The 18,458-nt window shown below is 70.0% G+C and carries 4 protein-coding genes; all 4 read right to left on the reverse strand.

The window, feature by feature from the left end:
* Nucleotides 1-32 precede the first annotated feature (32 nt).
* The 4 genes from F0U60_RS22495 to F0U60_RS22510 are packed head-to-tail and all read right to left on the reverse strand — an operon-like array spanning nucleotide 33 to nucleotide 18,447.
* Nucleotides 33-4,493 carry a beta-ketoacyl synthase N-terminal-like domain-containing protein gene (locus F0U60_RS22495; protein WP_395823136.1) on the reverse strand — a complete coding sequence of 1,487 codons (4,461 nt, stop codon included), beginning with the start codon at nucleotides 4,491-4,493 and terminating at the stop codon, nucleotides 33-35.
* Nucleotides 4,486-7,815, reverse strand: coding sequence for an amino acid adenylation domain-containing protein (locus F0U60_RS22500; RefSeq protein ID WP_395823138.1), 3,330 nt, complete (start codon nucleotides 7,813-7,815; stop codon nucleotides 4,486-4,488). The genes F0U60_RS22495 and F0U60_RS22500 overlap by 8 nt, the downstream gene beginning before the upstream one ends.
* A gap of 3 nt (nucleotides 7,816-7,818) precedes the next feature.
* Complete coding sequence (locus tag F0U60_RS22505; RefSeq protein ID WP_395823140.1) at nucleotides 7,819-13,755, reverse strand: SDR family oxidoreductase; 5,937 nt, start codon at nucleotides 13,753-13,755, stop codon at nucleotides 7,819-7,821.
* 33 nt (nucleotides 13,756-13,788) lie between these two features.
* Nucleotides 13,789-18,447 (reverse strand): SDR family oxidoreductase, encoded by a 4,659-nt coding sequence (locus F0U60_RS22510; RefSeq protein WP_395823142.1) that lies wholly within the window; start codon nucleotides 18,445-18,447, stop codon nucleotides 13,789-13,791.
* Between the last annotated feature and the right edge of the window lie 11 nt (nucleotides 18,448-18,458).

An 18,458-nucleotide genomic window follows, 5' to 3' on the forward strand; every position in this document is an offset into this window, starting at 1 on the left:
CTCCGTCGAAGATGTCGGGCGCCGCGGTTGTTTCAGCCTTGCTGTTCCAGCTCGGCCAGCAGCGCTTCCAGTGTGGAGGCATCGGTCTCGCTGGCTCGTGTCTGCACGATGGCCAGCGCCATGACCTCCACGGTGGGGGAGTCGAAGAGGGCGCGCAGGGGCAGCTCCACCCGGAACGCCTCGCGCACGCGAGCGAGGACCTGCACGCCCAGGAGGGAGTGTCCACCCAGCTCAAAGAAGTTGTCCGTGATGCCGACCTGCTCGATGCCGAGCAGCTCCTGCCAGATGTCGGCCAGCTTCTGCTCGGTCTCCTCGCGAGGCGCCACGTAGGCGTTCGCGAGCGGCGGGCGCGGATGCCGTTGGCCGGTCTTCGCGGGGGCGCCGTCGGCCGAGGTGCTGCCCGCCTCCGGAGTCCGCCGCCGGGCCTCCAGCGCGCCCCTCACGGCGAGCCAGCGTCCGCCCGTGGGCGACGCGAGCAGGCCCAACAGGAGCCGGAAGCCCTCGTCCGGAGCGATCACCGCCTCGGGGCGGAACCCCGTGCCCACGCCCCAGACGTCCCAGTCCACGCTGTACCAGCGGGTGCCGGAGACGCGGGCCTGGTGCGCGACGAAGGCGTCCATGCCGGCATGGGCCGCCGCGAGCACGGCGCAGCCAAAGCCACCGAGCACCGCCGTGAGGGACGAGTGCACCGCCACGAAGGCCGGGCGGCGCCCCTTCAGGGCCTCGGCGAGGTTCATCAACCCCGTCAGGCGTCCCCGGAGCACCGGGGCGCTCACCTCGCGCGTGGCCTCGGAGACCGGCGTCATCGCGGCCTTCCCGCCATCGCCCGAGGCGAAGAACACGCCGTCCACCGGGCCGAAGCGAGACTCCGCCGCCTGTAGGGCGCGCTCGACCTGGCCGGCGTCACCGAGCTCCGCCCGCAGCACCAGCACCTGGGCTCCGGCGCGCTCCAGCGCATGCACGCGCTCGATGGCGCGCGACACCAGGTCCTCCGCGCCATGGCCGGCGAGCCAGGCGTCCCGCTCCTCGGGGGCCGGGAGGGCCCGGCGCGAGAGCAGCACCAGCTTCGGACGCACCGCGGAGGCGAGCTGCTCCGCCAGCGACAGGCCAACGCGTCCCAGTCCACCCGCGATGAGGTAGACGCCGCCTTCCTTCAGCGAGGCCGCCGTCGCCGGAGCGGGGACGGTCTCGAAGGACTCGGTGTAGCGGTACGGGCCGCGGAGCGCGACCACGGGCTCGCCGTCGGAGGCCAGCTCCGCCACGAGTCGCTCCACCCAGAGGTCCGTTCCCGCGCCCTCCTGGGGCAGGGTGACGTCGATGGAGCGGCAGCGCAGGCCCGGATACTCCAGCGGCAGCACGCGGCACGCGCCCTGCGCGGTGGCTCGCACGGGAGTGAGCGGCTCTTCACCCGTCACATCCTGCGCTCCGCAGGTGACGACCGAGAGCGCCATGGAGTGATTGACGACATCCGGGCCGATCGCTCGCGCGAGGTCGAGCAGTCCGTGGAGGACGAGCTCCTCTCCCGCCTCGGGCGACAGGGGCCACAGGTTGGCGATCCGATCGGGCGTCCAGCTCTCGGTGCGCAGCCGCTCTACCTGCTCGCGGAGGGACTCCTGCCGCGAGGCCTCCACCGAGACGACATCCGCACCGCCGGCGCGCAGCCGCTCGGTGAGGCGCGAGCAGAGGGCTCCCGCTCCCTCCAGCACCAACCAGCGCTGTCCCTGGAGCGAGGGGGCCACCGGAGCAGCCGCCGTGCGCTTCCAGGCGGGAACGGAGAGCTCCACCCGCGAGCCGTCCTCGGCCACCGGGGGCTTCGAAAGGGAGATGGGCGCCACGCCTCCCTTCAGCAGGTCATAGCGCTCGCGCTGGAAGGGGTAGGCCGGGAGCTGCACGCGGCGGCGCGGTTCCTTGCCGTACAGCTTCGCCAGCTCAATCTTCGCCCCCGCCAGCCACAGCCGCGCGGCTGTCTCCGTCGCGTGCTGCGCGGCGTCTTGTGCATCTCGCGGCTGAGGCAGCGACGTGAGCACCGTGGGGTGCGTGCCGGCCGGCGCGCTCCGGCGCACCAGCGTCCCCAGGGCGTGACCCGGGCCGACCTCCAGGAAGACGCGCTCCGGGTTGCCGAGCAGCAGCGCGGCCCCTTCGCCGAAGCGCACGGGCTGGCGCAGGTGCTTCGCCCAGGTGTTCGGGTCCGTGGCCTGCTCGGCGGTGATCCACGTGCCGGTCAGGTTGGACACGTAGGGCAGCTTCGGCGGCGAGAGGCGCAGGCTCGACACCTCTCGGGTGAACGCCTCCAGCACCGGGTCCATCATGGCCGAGTGGAAGGCATGCGACGTGTGCAGCCGGCGGGCCTCCACGCCGCGTCCGGCGAGTGCCTTCTCCAGCGCGGATACCGCCTCCTCCGTTCCGGACACCACCTGGAGGGCCGGGCCGTTCATCGCGCCGAGCGAGGCCCCGGGTGGCAGCAGCGGCGTGAGCTCTGCCTCCGGCAGGTGGACGGACAGCATCGCGCCTGACGGGAGCGACTGCATCAACCGCCCGCGCACCGCCACCAGCTTCAGCGCGTCCTCCAGTGAGAAGACTCCGGCGAGGCACGCGGCCACGTACTCGCCCAGGCTGTGGCCGATCATCGCCTCGGGCTCGATGCCCAGGTACATCCAGAGCTTCGCGAGCGCGTACTCCACCGCGAACAGCGCGGGTTGCGCGAGCTCGGTCCGACGCAGCAGCGCCTCGGTCTCCTCGCCGCCCTGGGCGGGGTAGAGCACCTCACGCAGGTCCTTCCCGAGGTGCGGCTTCAGCGCGTCCGCGCACGCGTCGAGGTGCTTGCGGAAGACGGGCTCGGACTCGTACAGGGCCCGCCCCATTCCGACGTGTTGGGTGCCCTGTCCCGAGAAGAGGAACACCACAGGCCGCTGGAGGTTCGTCCCCGAGCCAGCGAGCGCGCGGCGAGCATCTCCCAGTGCGGCCCGGGCCTCGGCGACATCGCGGCAGAGCACGGCGCGCCGGTGCTCGTACGTGCGGCGGCCCGCCTGCAGCGTGTACGCCACGTCGGCGAGAGCGGCCTCGGGGTGGTGCTCCAGGTGCGAGGCCAGCCGCGCGGTGGCCTCGTCCAGGGCGGCCGCGCTGCGTGCCGATAGGGTCAACACGTGCCAGGGCTTCTTGGATGCCGTGGCCTGCTGCGGAGCGGGGGCCTCCTCCAGCACCAGGTGCGCGTTGGTCCCGCCGATGCCGAAGGAGCTGATGCCCGCGCGCCGCGTCTGGCCACCGCCGTCCCAGGGACGCGCCTCCGCGGAGACGTAGAAGGGCCCACCGTCGAAGTCGATGCGCGGGTTGGGCCGCTTGAAGTGCGCCATCGGAGGAATGAGGCGGTGCTTCAGGGCGAGCACCGTCTTCACCACGCCGGCCACGCCCGCCGCCGCGTCCAGGTGGCCGATGTTCGCCTTGAGCGAGCCGAGCGCGCAGCGCTTCGCCCCCACGCGCTTACCGCCGAAGGCCTGGTTGAGCGCGGCCACCTCGATGGGGTCTCCAATGGAGGTGCCCGTCCCGTGGGCCTCGACGTACTGGATGTCCTCCGGCTCCACGCCGGCGATGGCCATGGCCTCGGAGATGACGGCCGTCTGGCCCTCCACACTGGGCGCGGTGTAACCCACCTTGGAGGAGCCATCGTTGTTCACCGCCGAGCCGAGGATGACGGCGTGCACCGTGTCTCGGTCGCGCAGTGCGTCCGACAGGCGCTTGAGCACCACGATGCCCGCGCCAGCACCACGTACCGTTCCCTGGGCCTGCTCGTCGAAGGCGCGGCAGTAGCCGTCCGGCGAGAGGATCATCCCCTGCTGGTACAGGTAGCCGCTCGTCTGGGGGAAGGACACCGAGGCTGCACCAGCGAGCGCCAGATCGCTCTCGCCCGACAGCAGGCTCTGGCAGGCCAGGTGGATGGCCACCAGCGAGCTGGAGCAGGCCGTCTGGACGGTGAAGCTCGGGCCGCGCAGGTTGAGCCGGTGCGACACGCGTGTGGCCACGTAGTCCTTGTCGTTGGCCACCATCAGCCCGTACGAGCCCACGGTGTCCAGCATGTCCGGCTGCCGCATCAGCGCGCGGATCAGGTACGAGCTGAGGCTCACGCTGCCGAAGACGGAGACTGCACCCTTGAATCGCTCCGGATCATAGCCGGCGTGCTCCAGGGCCTCCTGCGCGCACTCGAGGAAGAGGCGCTGCTGCGGATCCATCAGCTCCGCCTCGCGAGGGCTGAAGCCGAACAGGCCGGCATCGAAGTGCGTCGCCTCGTCGAGCACGTAGGCCGCGCGCACCCAGTCCGGGCGCTCACGCAGGGCGCGGGGGACTCCGGCCTCCTCCAGCTCCGCGTCGGTCAGCGTGCGTCGGGCGTCGGCGCCGCGCCGGAGGTTGTCCCAGAAGGTGTCGAGGTCTCGCGCTCCCGGGAAACGCCCCGACAGGCCGACGATGGCGATGCGCTCCACCTCTTCGTGCTGCTCAGACATCCGAGTCATCTCCGTCTTGCGAATCCGTGCGTGCGCGCGCGCCGCCCATGCGGCGGGTGAAGGCCCGGCGGGCCTCGGCGCGAGCCCGTCCCGTCTGGGCCGAGTCCTGCGTGCTGTCCTGCTTCGAGAGCCGGGCCGCCAGGGCGCGAACAGTGGGGTATTGGAAGAGCTGGGTCAGCGCCAGCTCGGTGCCCAGGGCCGTCTTGAGGCGGCGGTGCACCTGGAGCGCGAGCAGCGAGTTGCCACCCAGCGCGAAGAAGGCATCGTCCACACCCACCTGCTCCACCTGGAGGACTTCCTTCCAGATGCCAGCGATGAGCTGCTCCAGCTCGGTACGAGGCGCCTCGAAGGGCTGGTCCGCGCTGGACTTGCCGAGCTCCGGCGCGGGGAGCGCGCGGCGATCGAGCTTGCCATTGGGGCTGAGCGGGAGCTTCTCGAGCGCCACGAAAGCGGAGGGCACCATGTGCTCGGGCAGGCGCGTCTGGAGGAAGGAGCGCAGCTCAGCCGTGGAGGCCTGCTCGGACGAGGCCACCACGTAGGCCACCAGGCGCTTGTCGCCGGGGCGATCCTCGCGGGCGATGACGACGGCCTGGCGCACCGCCGGGTGCTGGGCCAGCAGCGTCTCGATCTCCCCAAGCTCGATGCGGAAGCCTCGCACCTTCACCTGGAAGTCGGCGCGGCCCAGGTACTCGATGTTGCCGTCCGGCAGCCACCGGGCCACATCGCCAGTGCGGTACATCCGCGCGCCCGGCTCGGCGCTGAACGGATCGGGGATGAAGCGCTCGGCGGTGAGGTTCGGACGGGCGCGATAGCCACGGCCCACCTGCACGCCACCGATGTACAGCTCACCGGAGATTCCCACCGGTACGGGCTGAAGGCGGGCATCCAGGATGCGGATCTGCGTGTTGGCCACCGGGCGGCCGATGGACACGGAGCGCAGGGCCTCTCCCGACTTGCAGGCGTAATACGTGACGTCGACGGCGGCCTCGGTGGGGCCGTAGAGGTTGTGCAGTCCGGCCTGGGGCAGCCGCTGGAGGCACTGCTCCTGAATCTCCACAGGGAGGGCCTCGCCGCTGCACACCACGCGTCGCAGTGAGGCACAACGCGTCTCCAGGTTGGGCTCCTCCAGGAACACCTTCAACATGGAGGGGACGAAGTGCAGGGTGGTGACGCGCTCCTGTGCGATGAGGCTCGCCAGGTAGTCGGGGTCCTGGTGACCACCGGGCCTGGCCAGGACCAGGCGGGCGCCCTGCATGAGAGGCCAGAAGAACTCCCAGACGGAGACGTCGAAGCTGAAGGGCGTCTTCTGCAGGACGACGTCCTGGGCCCCGAGCTTGTACTCGTCCTGCATCCACAGCAGGCGATTCACCACGGCGTGGTGCTCGTTCATGGCGCCCTTGGGGCGGCCGGTGCTGCCGGAGGTGAAGATGATGTAGGCGAGGTTCTGCGCCGTGGCCCGAGGAGCGGGTGCGTTGCGCGGCTGGAGGGAGATGTCGGCCCAGCCCGAGTCCAGGCACACGACGTGGGTGCTCTGCGCAGGAAGTCGCGGCAGCAGATGGTTCTGGGCCAGGAGCACGGTGGGACGAGCGTCCTCGAGCATCCAGCCCAGGCGCTCCTGGGGGTAGGCGGGGTCCAGGGGCACGTAGGCACCGCCCGCCTTGAGGGTGGCCAGCAGCGCGACAACCATCTCCAGCGAACGTTCCAGGCACAGACCGACGCGGGACTCGGGGCCGACGCCGAGCGAGCGCAGGTGCCAGGCGAGCTGATTGGCGCGGGAGTCGAGCTCCCGATAGGTGAGGGACTGGCCCTCGAAGGTGAGGGCCACGGCGTCGGGCGTGCGCTCCACCTGGGCCTCGATGAGCTGGTGGAGGCAGACGTCCCGCGAGTAGCGGGTAGCGGGCCCGTTCCAATCGGCCAACACGGTCCGCCGCTCCGGCTCGGGGAGGATCGGCAGTGTGCTGATCGGCTGATCCGGGTGGGCCGCGATGCCCGTGAGCAGCGTCTGGTAGTGCGCCAGCAGGCGGGTGAGCGTCCCGGCCTCGAAGAGGTCCGTGCTGTACTCGGCGACGATCCGCAGGCCCTCGGGCAGCTCCGTGGCGATCAGCGTCAGGTCGAACTTGGTCGTCCCAGTCTCAGGCTGCTGGAACTCCATCACCAGCCCCGGCGCCTGGAGCGGAGGCATGGGGGCGTTCTGCAGGATGAACATCACCTGGAACAGGGGGCTGTGGCTCAGCCGGCGCTCGGGCTTGAGCGCGTCCACCAACCGCTCGAACGGCAGATCCTGATGGGCGAAGGCGTCCACCGTCGTTTGGTGGACCCGGCCCATCAGCTCGCGGAACGTGGGCTGGCCCGACAGCGAGGTGCGCAGGGCCAGGGTGTTGATGAACAGGCCGATCATCCCCTCGAGCTCGGACCGGTTGCGGCCCGCGATCGGCGTGCCCACCACGAGGTCCTCCTGCCCGGTATAGCGGTGGAGCAGGACGTCGAAGGCGGCGAGGAGGGTGACGAAGAGCGTCTTGCCCTCGCGCTGGCCGAGCGCCTTGAGGGCCTGGGTGAGCGCCGGAGGCAACATCACCGTCTGGCGAGCGCCGTGGGGACTGAGTGCCGTGGGACGGGGCCGGTCGGTGGGCAGCTCCAGGATGGCGTTGGGATCCAACCGCTCGCGCCACCAGGAGAGCTGCGTCTCGAGCACCTCACCCTGGAGCCACTCGCGCTGCCAGGAGGCGAACTCCGCGTACTGGAGCGGCAGCGCCTGGAGCGGGGAGGGCTGTCCCTGGACGAACGCCGCATAGAGCGCCGCCAGCTCACGGACGAGCACTCCCAGCGACCAGCCATCCGAGACGATGTGGTGCATGCACAACAGCAGCACGTGCTCGCGCTCGGCGAGTCGCAGCAGCACGGCGCGCAGCAGGGGCCCACGGGTCAGGTCGAAGGGCTGCCGGGCCTCGGCGGTGATGCGCTCGCGGGCCTGGTGCTCGCGCTGCGCCTCCGGAATGTCTCGCAGGTCCACCAGGGACAGGGGAATCTCCAGCGACGGCGCGACGGACTGGAGCAGGCGCCCGTCCTGGTCCGCGAAGGTGGTGCGCAGCGTCTCATGGCGGCGCGCGAGCTCCTGAAGACTCCGCCGCAGCGCCTCCGTGTCGACGTCACCTGAGAGGCGAACCGCTCCCGGCATGTTGAAGGCCGCGCTGGCGGGGTTCCACTGGTAGAGGAACCACATGCGCTCCTGCGCGAAGGACAGGGGGGCCTGCTTCGCCTTCTGGGTCTTCTCGCGCAGGAGCTGCGCCAGCAGGGCGCGCTTGTCATCGGGCGTGGATGCCATGGCTCAGGCCTTCTCCTTCTCGGCGGCGAGGATCGCGAGCAGCTCCGCGACCTGCTCATCCGAGAGCTGATCCAGGTTCGCGAGCAGCTTCTCCGCCTCTTCCTTCGTGGGGGCCTTCTTGGGCGCGGCGGGCTTTGGCGGCGCGGCGGTCTGCTCCACCTCGTAGCCGAGCCGGGCGACGAGCTCGAGCGTGGTCGGATCCAGCGGACGCGGCCACTTGATCTTCTTCCAGCTCTCGCCGAGCCCCTTCTCGATGCCCTTGTGCTGGAGGATGTTGGGGTCTCCCAGGCCGCCCATCATGCGCTCGCGCTTGCCGTCGTACGGCTGGAGCACGCGCTCATCGAAAGGAATCCCGAGGAACTCGCACACGCGGGTCATCACGGGGGCGGGCTCGCGCACGAGCTGCTCGTACTGGACCCAGAGGACGCGCTCCTTGTCCACGCGGGAGAAGAAGTCGAGCAGGTTGCGGTTGCAGAGCGCCCAGACCGTCTCCGCGACCACGTGCGGATCCACCTCGGCGTCACCGAAGAGGCTGGGGCCGAAGAGCCGGTCGAAGCGCACGCGCAGCAGCGACTCCATCACCGGGTACGGATGGCGGTAGAGGAAGATGTACTTCGGCTGATCGAACATCACCTCCGAGCGCCAGAGCGTCTCGGGGTCCAGCGCGTACGAGGGCGTCTTGTCCACCAGCAGCCGGGGAGCGGACAGCTCCTGGAGCTTGGCGAAGATGTCCTGGGCCGGGGTGTTCTCCGCCACGAACTTGTCGACGAGCGCCTGACCCGCGGCGGAGTCGATGCCCATCAGCTCCATGAAGGCCCACTGGAGGCCACCGGTCGTCCACTCCATCTCGTGGCCGAAGCCGATGTTCTCGCGCCACTCCCGCATGTTCTCGAAGAACAGGAGGTTGACCTCGGGCGGGCAGAAGAGCTTCGGGTGTCCGGCGAGCATGACGCGGAACAGGGTGGAGCCTGCGCGCGGGCTGGAGTGCACGAAGACCATGGGCGGGTTCTTGCGCCTGCCTTGCGTCAGAGACGTGCTGTCCGCCGAGTGCTTGCGATACGGCTTGAGCGCGTAGGCCGACAGCGGCTTGTCGGAGACGAACTTCGCCGGGTTCGCGAGGCGCTCCATCTCCGCCAGCAGGTAGCGGGCCAGCTCAGGGATGGATGCGTGCTCCTGGATTTCGTGCGGGTAGAGCTGGAACTTGAAGTCCTGCCGCAGGTTGTATTCCACCTCGGCGCCCAGCAGCCGCAGGTCGTAGCTCTTCAGGTTGCCATCGGCTGGGAGCTGCTCCACCGGGATGCGAAGCCCGTGGGCGATCTTCTTCCGCAGGTAGTCCTCCAGGAGGCCCTGGCGCTCCGTGGGGAAGGCGGAGCGCAGGCGCTCGCCAATGGGCTTCTCCGAGGCCGCGGCGTTCTTGCGCAGCTCCTCCTCGATCTTCGCGGCGGTGGCCGCCACCGTGGGCGTCTCGAACAGGCCTCGCAGCGGCAGGTCCACCTTGAGCTCGGCGTGGAGCTGGTTGCGCAGCTGCGTGGCGAGGAGCGAGTGCCCGCCTAGCTCGAAGAAGTTGTCGTTGACGCCGATCTGCTCGATGCCCAGGACCTGCTGCCACACCGAGGCCACGGTGCGTTCCAAGTCCGAGCGGGGCGCCACGTAGGGGGTGGCCAGCGAGGGTCGTGCGTGGCTTCCCGTCTTCGCCTTCTTGCCCGTAGCCGGAGCGGCGCGAGGCCCCTGCCGCCTGCGGGCCTCCAGGTCGCCCGTGGACACGACGAGCTGTCCCCCGGAAGCCTGGGTCAAGATGCGGCGGATGACGTCGAGCCCCTCCTGCGGCTGGATGGCGAACTGCGCCAGCGCCGGGCTCAGCTTCGACAGGGAGGCATCCTCATCGAACCGCACGGCATCCCAGTCCACGCTGATCCACGGGAACGCGCCTGCTTCGCTCCGGCGCTCCGCGAAGGTGTCCATGAACTGGCTGGCCGCTGAGTGGACCACCTGCCCGAGGCCTCCGAGGATGGACGCCAGCGAGGACACCAGGAGGCAGAACCCGGGGCCCTCGGTGGGGAGCACCTTCTCCAGGACGCGCAGGCCGTGCACCTGCGGAGCGAAGTGCGCGGCGCACTCGCTGGGGCTCGTCTCCTGGATGATGCCCAGCGTGGAGCCCTGACGCAGACCGCCCGCGGCGTGGATGACGCCATCGAGCTGGCCGAACTGCTCCACAGCCTGGGAGATCGCCTGGCGCATCTGCGCCTCGTCGGTCAGGTCCGCACCGAGCACCAGCACCGAGGCTCCGGCCGACTCCAGCGCCTTCGCGGCCTGGATCTTCCGGCTGATGACATCTTGCGCGCCTCGGGACGACAGCCACTGCTCCCACTGGTCCCTGGACGGGAACTCCTTGCCCTCCACCAGCGCCAGCCGGGCACGCGAGGAGCGGGCCAGCTCACCGGCAATGGCCTGGCCGATGCCCGTCAGTCCCTCCGTGAGGAGGTACACGCCGCGCTCCTTCAGCGTCCGCACGGGAGCGGCATCGCCCTCCAGACGCACGGGCTCGAAGGTCTGCACCCAGCGCTGGCGACCACGCCACGCGATGACGGCCTCGGACGAACCGGCCTGGAGCTCCGCGAGGAGCTGACCCGCCACGGTGTCCGCGCCGCCATTCCCACCGAGCGCCACGTCCACGAAGTGGCAGGTGATGTGCGGGTACTCCTGGGGAACGACCCGGCACGGACCGAGGAGCGTTGCCTTCTCGGGCGAGGGCTCGTCCGCGCTCTCCACCTTGCAGGTGCCGTTCGATGCGACCCACCACGCGAGCGGCTCCGAGCGCCCCTGCGCGCCCAGAGCTTGCGCGAGGAAGAGCTGGCTGTAGAAGCCGGTCTCCAGCGCCTGCTCGAGCGACACGGGCCCGGGCGTCACGCCCCACAGGTGCACCACGCCATCGAAGGACTGGCCCTGTTTCTGGAGCGCCTGGAGCAGGGCGGCATAGTCCTCACGCTTCTGGGGATTGAGCGTATAGGTGCCGTTGGCATCGCGGCCGAACGCGTCACCGGGGACGACGCGGATGACGGGCTGACCCGCCTGGGCCAGCTTCGGCGTGAGCGCGTCCGCCACTCCGCTCGAGTCCGCGAAGAGCAGCCAGCCCCGGCCGGAAGCCTTCGACCCCTGCGCCGCGCGTGGCGCCGACGTGCGCTTCCACGAGGGCACGTAGAACCAGTCGGCCACATCGCGCTTCTTCTCGGCGGAGGCCGCCGAACGCTGAGCCGCGCCACCAGGACGGGCGTCGACCCAGTAGCGCTGGCGCTCGAACGGGTAGGTGGGCAGCGGAATCCGGCGCCGCCGCTCGCGGGCATAGAACCCGGACCAGTCGGGAGAGACACCGTTCAGCCACAGCCGGCCCAACGTGCCGAGCAGGACGATCTCGTCCGAGGCCTGCTCCCGCGGGTGGCGGGTGGAGGACAGGACGATGCGCTCGGCCTGGCCGGGCTGCTGCCGGGTGAGAGTGGCGAGCGTGTTGCCGGGACCGACCTCGAGCAGCACCTGTTGCGGCTTCTGCGCGAGCGTCTTCATCCCATCGGCGAAGCGCACGGCCTGGCGCAGGTGCGAGGCCCAGTAGGCGGGATTGGTGGCCTGGGAGGGCTCGATCCACGTACCGGTGACGTTGGAGATGAAGGGAATCTTCGGCGGGTTCAGCTTCACCAGGCGCACGCGCTCGGTGAATGGCGCCACGAGCGGGTCCATCATCGCCGAGTGGAACGCATGGGACGTGTGCAGCGGCTGCACGTTCACGCCGCGCTCCTTGAGCTTCTCCTGGAGCGCCTCGATGGCGGGCGTGGGCCCGGCGACGACGGTGAAGTTCGGCGCGTTGACGGCGGCCACGGAGAGCTCCGTGCTCAGGTGTGGACGCAGCTCCTCCTCGGGGAGCATCACGCTCAGCATGGAGCCGGTGGGCAGCTCCTGCATCATCTGTCCGCGGGTGGCGACCAGCACCAGCGCATCACGCAGCTCGAAGACATCGGCGATGCATGCGGCCACGTACTCACCGATGCTGTGTCCGAGCATCGCCTTGGGCTTCACACCCCAGGAGATCCACAGCTGCGCCAGGGCGTACTCGATGGAGAAGATCGCGGGCTGGGCGACGCTGGTCCGAGTGAGCGCGAGGGCGGCCTTCTCGGCGTAGGACGGCTCCGGGTAGAGCAGCTGGCGCAGGTCCACCCCGAGGTGCGGCTTGAGCAGCGTGGCGCAGGAGTCCAGGTGCGCACGGAACACGGGCTCGGAGGCGTACAGCTCGCGCGCCATGTCCACGTACTGCGAGCCCTGGCCGGGGAACAGGAACGCCACCGGCCGGTCCTGAGCGGTGGGAGAACCGGTCCAGACGCGCTGGGGGTCACGCGTCTCGAGGGCGCGCACGGCCTCCTCGCGATCGCGGCACACGACCACTCGGCGGAAGGCCATGTCCTGCCGTCCCACCTGGAGCGTGTGGGCCACATCGGCCAGGTTGATCCCAGGGTTCGCATGCAGGTGCCGAGCGAGGTTGTCCGTGGCCGCCTCGAGCGCCGTCTCGGTCTTGGCGGAGAGCACGAGCAGCTGCACGGGCCGAGACGCGGTGGTGGGCGCCGGGGCAGGTGCCTCCTGGAGGACGACATGGGCGTTCGTCCCGCCGACACCAAACGAGCTCACCCCCGCGCGGCGAGGCGCATCCGCGGGCACCTTCCAGTCGGCCAACGTGGTGTTCACGTAGAAGGGACTGTTGGCGAAGTCGATCTCCGGGCTCGGCTTCTCGAAGTGCAGGCTGGGCGGCAGCTTCCGGTGCTCGAGCGCGAGCACGGCCTTGATGAGGCTGGAGACGCCCGCGGCGTTGGCCAGGTGACCGATGTTGCTCTTGAGCGAGCCCACCGCGACCCGCATCTTCGCCGCGCGCGCGGTGCCGGGCTTGTAGCGGAACGCCTTGGTGAGGGCGCGCAGCTCGATCGGGTCACCCATCTGGGTGCCGGTGCCATGGGCCTCGATGTAGCTGATCGTCTCCGGCTCCACGCCCGCGGCGCCGAGCGCCTCGTCGATGACGGCGGCCTGGCCCTCGACGCTGGGCGCGGTGTAGCCGACCTTGTGGGCGCCGTCGTTGTTGATGGCCGAGCCCTTGATGATGGCGTGGATGAAGTCACCATCCGCGAGGGCGTCCTTGAGGCGCTTGAGCACCACCACGCCCACGCCGCTGCCGAATACGGTGCCTTCCGCCTTGGCGTCGAAGGCGCGGCAGTGGCCATCGGGGGACACGATGCCGCCCGGCACGTAGGGGTAGCCCTCGGGGTGCTTGACGTGGATGGAGACGCCGCCGGCCAGCGCCATGTCGCACTCCTGGTTCAGGAGGCTCTGGCAGGCCACGTGAGTGGCGACCAGCGACGTCGAGCAGGCGCTGAGGATGGAGTAGCTGGGGCCGCGCAGGTCGAGCTTGTAGGCGACGCGGGTGCTGAGGAAGTCCCCGCCGTTGCCCACGTCGATCTGCACCTGATCCAGCGCACCGAGCTGATCGGCGTTGGGGACCAGGTTGTAGATGAGGTACGTGTTCGTGGACGCGCCCGCGAACACTCCGATGGCTCCCTCGTACCGGTCCGGCGCGTAGCCCGCGTGCTCGAGGGACTCCCAGGCGCACTCAAGGAAGACGCGGTGCTGCGGGTCCATCAGCTCGGCCTCGCGAGGCGTGAAGCCGAAGAACCCGGCGTCAAACAACTCCATGCCCTCCAGCGCGGCGCTCGCCTTCACATAGTGCGGATCCTTGCGCAGGGCCGGATCCACGCCGAGCTTCTCCAGGTCTGCGTCACTCAGCGGGCGGATGGACTCCGTGCCGTTGCACAGGTTCTTCCAGAACGCGTCGAGATCCCGCGCGCCGGGGAAGCGTCCGGTCATGCCAATGATGGCGATGTCCTGCTCGTCGATGATGGTCTCGGTCGACATGGGCTTGTGTCCTCTGAACGAGGGGTCTCGGTTCTAGTCTTCGGTGGCGCTGTCGCCGCGGCGCTGCCTGCGGGCTCGGCGGCGTTCGCCTCGGCTGCGGCTCTCGGACTCGGAGTCCTCGGACTGCGTCTCTTCGGCTCCAGCCGTGGCGGCCTTGAGCAGCTTCGCCAGCGCCTCCACCGTCGGGCCCTCGTACAGGGTGACGGCGGGGACCGGAACGCCGAACTGCTCGCGTACCCGGGCGATCAGCTTGATGCCGACGAGCGAGTTGCCACCCAGCTCGAAGAAGTTGTCGTGGATGCCAACCTGGGTGATGCCCAGCATGGACTCCCACAGCTTCGCGACGGACTCCTCCAACTCATCGCGCGGGGCCACGTAGGCGTTCTGCAGGGTGGGGCGCGGGGCCGCCTGCTGGGCCTGCGCGTCGGGCACCACGTGCTCGGCCTTGGCCTGCTCGACCTTCTGCTGGGGCTCGGGCCGGGCCGCGCGCTCGATGCGGGCGAGCAGGTTGCTGGTGGAGACGGCGACCTGGGCCACCCGCCCCAGCGAGAGCAGGTGGACGAAAGCCTCGGCTCCTTCCTTGGCGGAGATGGACAGCGAGCCGAACGGGTTGTTGCTCAGGTCGAAGGCCCAGGCGTCCCAGCCCACGCTCAGCCACGGGGTCGGGGACTCCTGTGTCTGACGCAGGGCGAACGCATCCATGAAGCTCATGGCGGCAGAGTACGAGGCGCGTCCCACGCCCCCGAGCACCGCCGCGAGCGACGAGGCCAGCATGCAGAAGTCGAGCTGCCGGCCACGCAGCACCTCCTCGAGTGCATACAGCCCGAGCACCCGGCTCTGGAAGAGGAAGCGTGTCGTCGCGGGAGTCACATCCGCGAGGGCGCGGAAGAGCGACGCGTCCACCGTGCCGGCGGAGAACACCACGCCGTGGAGCGCGCCGAAGCGCGCGAGGGTCTGGTTGATGACGGCCTGGAGCTGGGCCCGGTCGGCCACGTCCGCGCTGGCCACGAGCACCTCGGCGCCCAGGGCCTCGAGCTCCCGCACCTTTCGGATCCTCTGAGCGATGGGGTCCTGCGTGTCATGCGTCGCGAGCCACGCATCCCACGCGGAGCGCTCGGGCAGGGCGGAGCGGCCAACGAGCACGAGCCGGGCCTGCACGCGCTTCGCGAGCGCCTCGGCGTGGCTGTAGCCGATGGTGCCGAAGCCACCGAGGATGACGTAGACGCCCTTGTCACGCAGGGGAACCTGACTCGGGGCGCGCACCGCGACGGACTCGAACACCTGCACGTGGCGCTGCTGGCCGCGGTACGCGATGACGTTCTGCTCCCGTGTGCCATCGGCGCACTCGGCGAGGAGCTGCTCGACGAGCTGGGCCTCCTGCCAGCTTCCAGGGGCCGGCAGGCTCACGTCCACGGACCGGCAGGAGAGGTGCGGATACTCCTGGGGGATGACGCGGACCGGGCCGAGCACGGTGGCCTTCTCGGGGCTGGGGCTCTCATCGCCGAGCGCCTGCATCCGGTGGGTGACCACGGTGAGCGACACGGGCCTCGCCTCCTGGCGGCCGAGCACCTGGGCGAGGACCAGCAGGTTGTGGAAGCCGTGGTGCTGCGTCGGCTCGAACGAGGCCCCACGCGCGCCGAAGGTGGTGTCGGGGACGGCGCTCCAGAGGTGGAGGATGCGGTCAGGACCGAGCCCCTGGGCCGTGAGCTGCTGGAGCAGGGACTCGAAGTCCACGGACACTTGGGGGTTGATGGCCCAGTGGTGCTCGCCGAGCTGCGCGAGGTGCGTTCCCGGGGTGACGGTGACGACCTGATGGCCGGCTTCCAGGAGGCGACGCGTCAGGTGAGCACCCAGCTCGCTCCCATGCGACTCGGGGACGAACAACCACCAGCAAGCCTTCTGCTCGTTCCACGCGGCGGAGGGCGGAAGGGCACGCTGCCACGAGGGCAGATAGAACCACTGCGACACGTCCTGCTTCTTGTCCGCGGACGCGCCCTGGGCCTTCTTCTCGTGGCCAGTGTTCGCGGGCGGATCCACCCAGTGACGCTGGCGCTCGAAGGGAGCCGTGGGCAGGGCGACGCGGCGGCGCTTCTCGTCACCGTAGAAGGCATCCCAGTCCGGCTCGACACCGGCGAGCCACAGGCGTCCGAGCGCGCCGAGCAGGAAGTCCAGATCGGCCTTCTGCTCGCGCGGGTGGCGCAGGGAGTTGATGAACACGTGCTGGGCGCCCTTGGCCGGGTGTTGCCGGGCAAGCGTCACGAGCGTCTGGCCGGGGCCCACCTCGAGCAGGATGGCGTCGGCCTCCTTGAGCAGCTCGCCAAGTCCGTCGGCGAACCTTACCGCCTGGCGCAGGTGCTTCGCCCAGTAGTCGGGGCTGGTGGCCTCCTCGGCGGTGATCCACTTGCCCGTCACGTTGGACAGGTAGGGCAGCTGCGGTACCTGCCGCGCGACGCGCCGGACCTGCTCGCGGAACGTATCCAGGATGGGGTCCATCATGGACGAGTGGAACGCGTGCGAGGTGTGCAGGCGGGTCGTGGTGACGCCCTGGGCGGTGAGCTTCTCCACGAGCGCGTCGATGGCGGCGGTGGGGCCGGCGACGACACAGGTTTCGGGGCTGTTGACGGCCGCGAGCGAGAGCTGCTCGCCGAGCAGCGGCAGCACCTGGGCCTCGGTCATGGGCACGGCGAGCATGGAGCCCGCGGGCATCTGCTGCATCAGCCGGCCGCGAGCGGCCACGAGCGCCAGCGCGTCATCGAGCGAGAACACGCCCGCGAGGCAGGCGGCCACGTACTCGCCGATGCTGTGGCCCATCATCGCCTGCGGCTTCACGCCCCAGGACGTCCACAGCTTCGCGAGCGCGTACTCGACGACGAAGAGCGCGGGCTGGGTGAGGGAGGTCTGCTTGAGGCGCTCGGTAGCGGCCTCTCGCTGAGCCTCGGGCGGGTACAGGACGGTGCGCAGATCAAAGCCGAGGTGCTTCTCCAGCTTCTTCGCGCAGGCGTCGATCTCGGAGCGGAACAGGGGCTCGGAATCGTAGAGGTGCCGGCCCATGTCGACGTACTGAGCGCCCTGGCCGGAGAACATGAACATGACCGGGCGGCCCTCGGTCTCCTGGCCGCTGCTGAAGACGCGAGCCGGGTCCCTTGAGGCGAGCGCCTCGGTGACATCCGCCAGCATGTGGCCCACCACGATGCGGCGGCGGGCGAAGCGCTTGCGGCCCAGTTGGAGCGTGTAGGCCACGTCGGCCAGGTCCAGTTCCGGGTTCGCACGTAGATGGGAGACGAGTCGATCTGTGGCGGCCTCGAGCGAGGCCTCCGAGCGCGCGGAGAGCATCACCACGTGAGCCGGACGGCGAGGCTTGTCGGTGGCGGGGAGGACGGGGGCCTCCTCAAGGATGGCGTGCGCGTTGGTGCCACCCATGCCCAGCGACGTGACGCCCGCGCGGCGCGGAGTCTCTCCCTCGGGCCACTCGGACAGCTTCGTGTTCACGTAGAAGGGGCTGTTGGCGAAGTCGATCGCGGGGTTGGGCGATTCGAAGTGGAGGGTGGGGGGAAGCTGCTTGTGGTGGAGCGCCAGCGCGGCCTTGATGACGCCCACCGCGCCCGCGGCCGAGTCCAGGTGGCCGATGTTGCTCTTCACCGAGCCGATCGCGCAGAACCCCTTCTTGTCCGTGCCGGCGCGGAACGCCTGCGTGAGCGCGGAGAGCTCGATGGGGTCGCCCATGAGAGTAGCGGTGCCGTGGCACTCCACGTAGCCGATGGAGTCCGGCTCGACGCCCGCGAGGGCCTGCGCCAGGGAAACGACCTCGGCCTGGCCCTCGACGCTGGGGGCCATGTAGCTCACCTTCTGCGAGCCGTCGTTGTTCACCGCCGTGGCCTTCACGACGGCGTAGATGGTGTCACCGGCGGCGACGGCATCGGCGAGGCGCCGCAGCGCCACCACACCGGCGCCGTGTCCGGAGACGAAGCCCTGGGCCTTGGCGTCGAAGGGGCGGCAGTGGCCGTCGGGCGAGGTGGTTCCGCCCTCGTAGTACAGGTAGCCCTGCTTCTCCGGGAAGTGGATGGAGACACCGCCGGCCAGGGCCATGTCGCACTCGTAGTTGAGGAGGCTCTGACAGGCGTAGTGGATGGCGGTGAGCGACGTGGACGAGGACGACTGGATGGTGACCGCCGGCCCCTTGAGGTTGAGCCGGTAGGCGACCTCCGTGGTGAGCGCGTCCTTGTCGTTGCCGATGGAGGCCTGGAGGCTCTCCACGGACGCCACGTGCGACAGGTGCGGGTACACGTTGGTGAGCAGGTACGTGTTCATGCTCATGCCGCCGAACACGCCCGTCCGGCCCGGCTGCCGCTCCGGGCTGTAGCCCGCGGTCTCCATCGCCTCCCAGGCGCACTGCAGGAACACGCGGTGCTGCGGATCCATCAGCGCGGCCTCGCGCGGGTTGAGGCCGAAGAACGCCGCGTCGAACTGATCAGTGTCCCCGAGGATGCCGCACGCCTTGATGTAGTTGGGCGCACGCACAAGCGTCGGATCAATCCCGCTCTCGATCAGCTCTTCGTCGGTGAAGAACGAGATGGACTCAACGCCATCGCGCAAGTTCTTCCAGAACTCGGCGATTGTCCGCGAGCCAGGGAGGTGGGCGGCGAGGCCGACGATCGCGATCCCTTCCAACTCGGGAGTGGTCTCAGTGCTCATAGGGCGTGTTC

Origin of the sequence: Archangium minus, from assembly GCF_044360475.1 — a bacterium.
Taxonomy (GTDB): domain Bacteria; phylum Myxococcota; class Myxococcia; order Myxococcales; family Myxococcaceae; genus Archangium; species Archangium minus.

Coding starts and splice junctions, on each gene's coding strand:
- F0U60_RS22495 (WP_395823136.1), bottom strand. CDS start 4,493: ATGTCTGAGCAGCACGAAGAGGTGGAGCGCATCGCCATCGTCGGCCTG.
- F0U60_RS22500 (WP_395823138.1), bottom strand. CDS start 7,815: ATGGCATCCACGCCCGATGACAAGCGCGCCCTGCTGGCGCAGCTCCTG.
- F0U60_RS22505 (WP_395823140.1), bottom strand. CDS start 13,755: ATGTCGACCGAGACCATCATCGACGAGCAGGACATCGCCATCATTGGC.
- F0U60_RS22510 (WP_395823142.1), bottom strand. CDS start 18,447: ATGAGCACTGAGACCACTCCCGAGTTGGAAGGGATCGCGATCGTCGGC.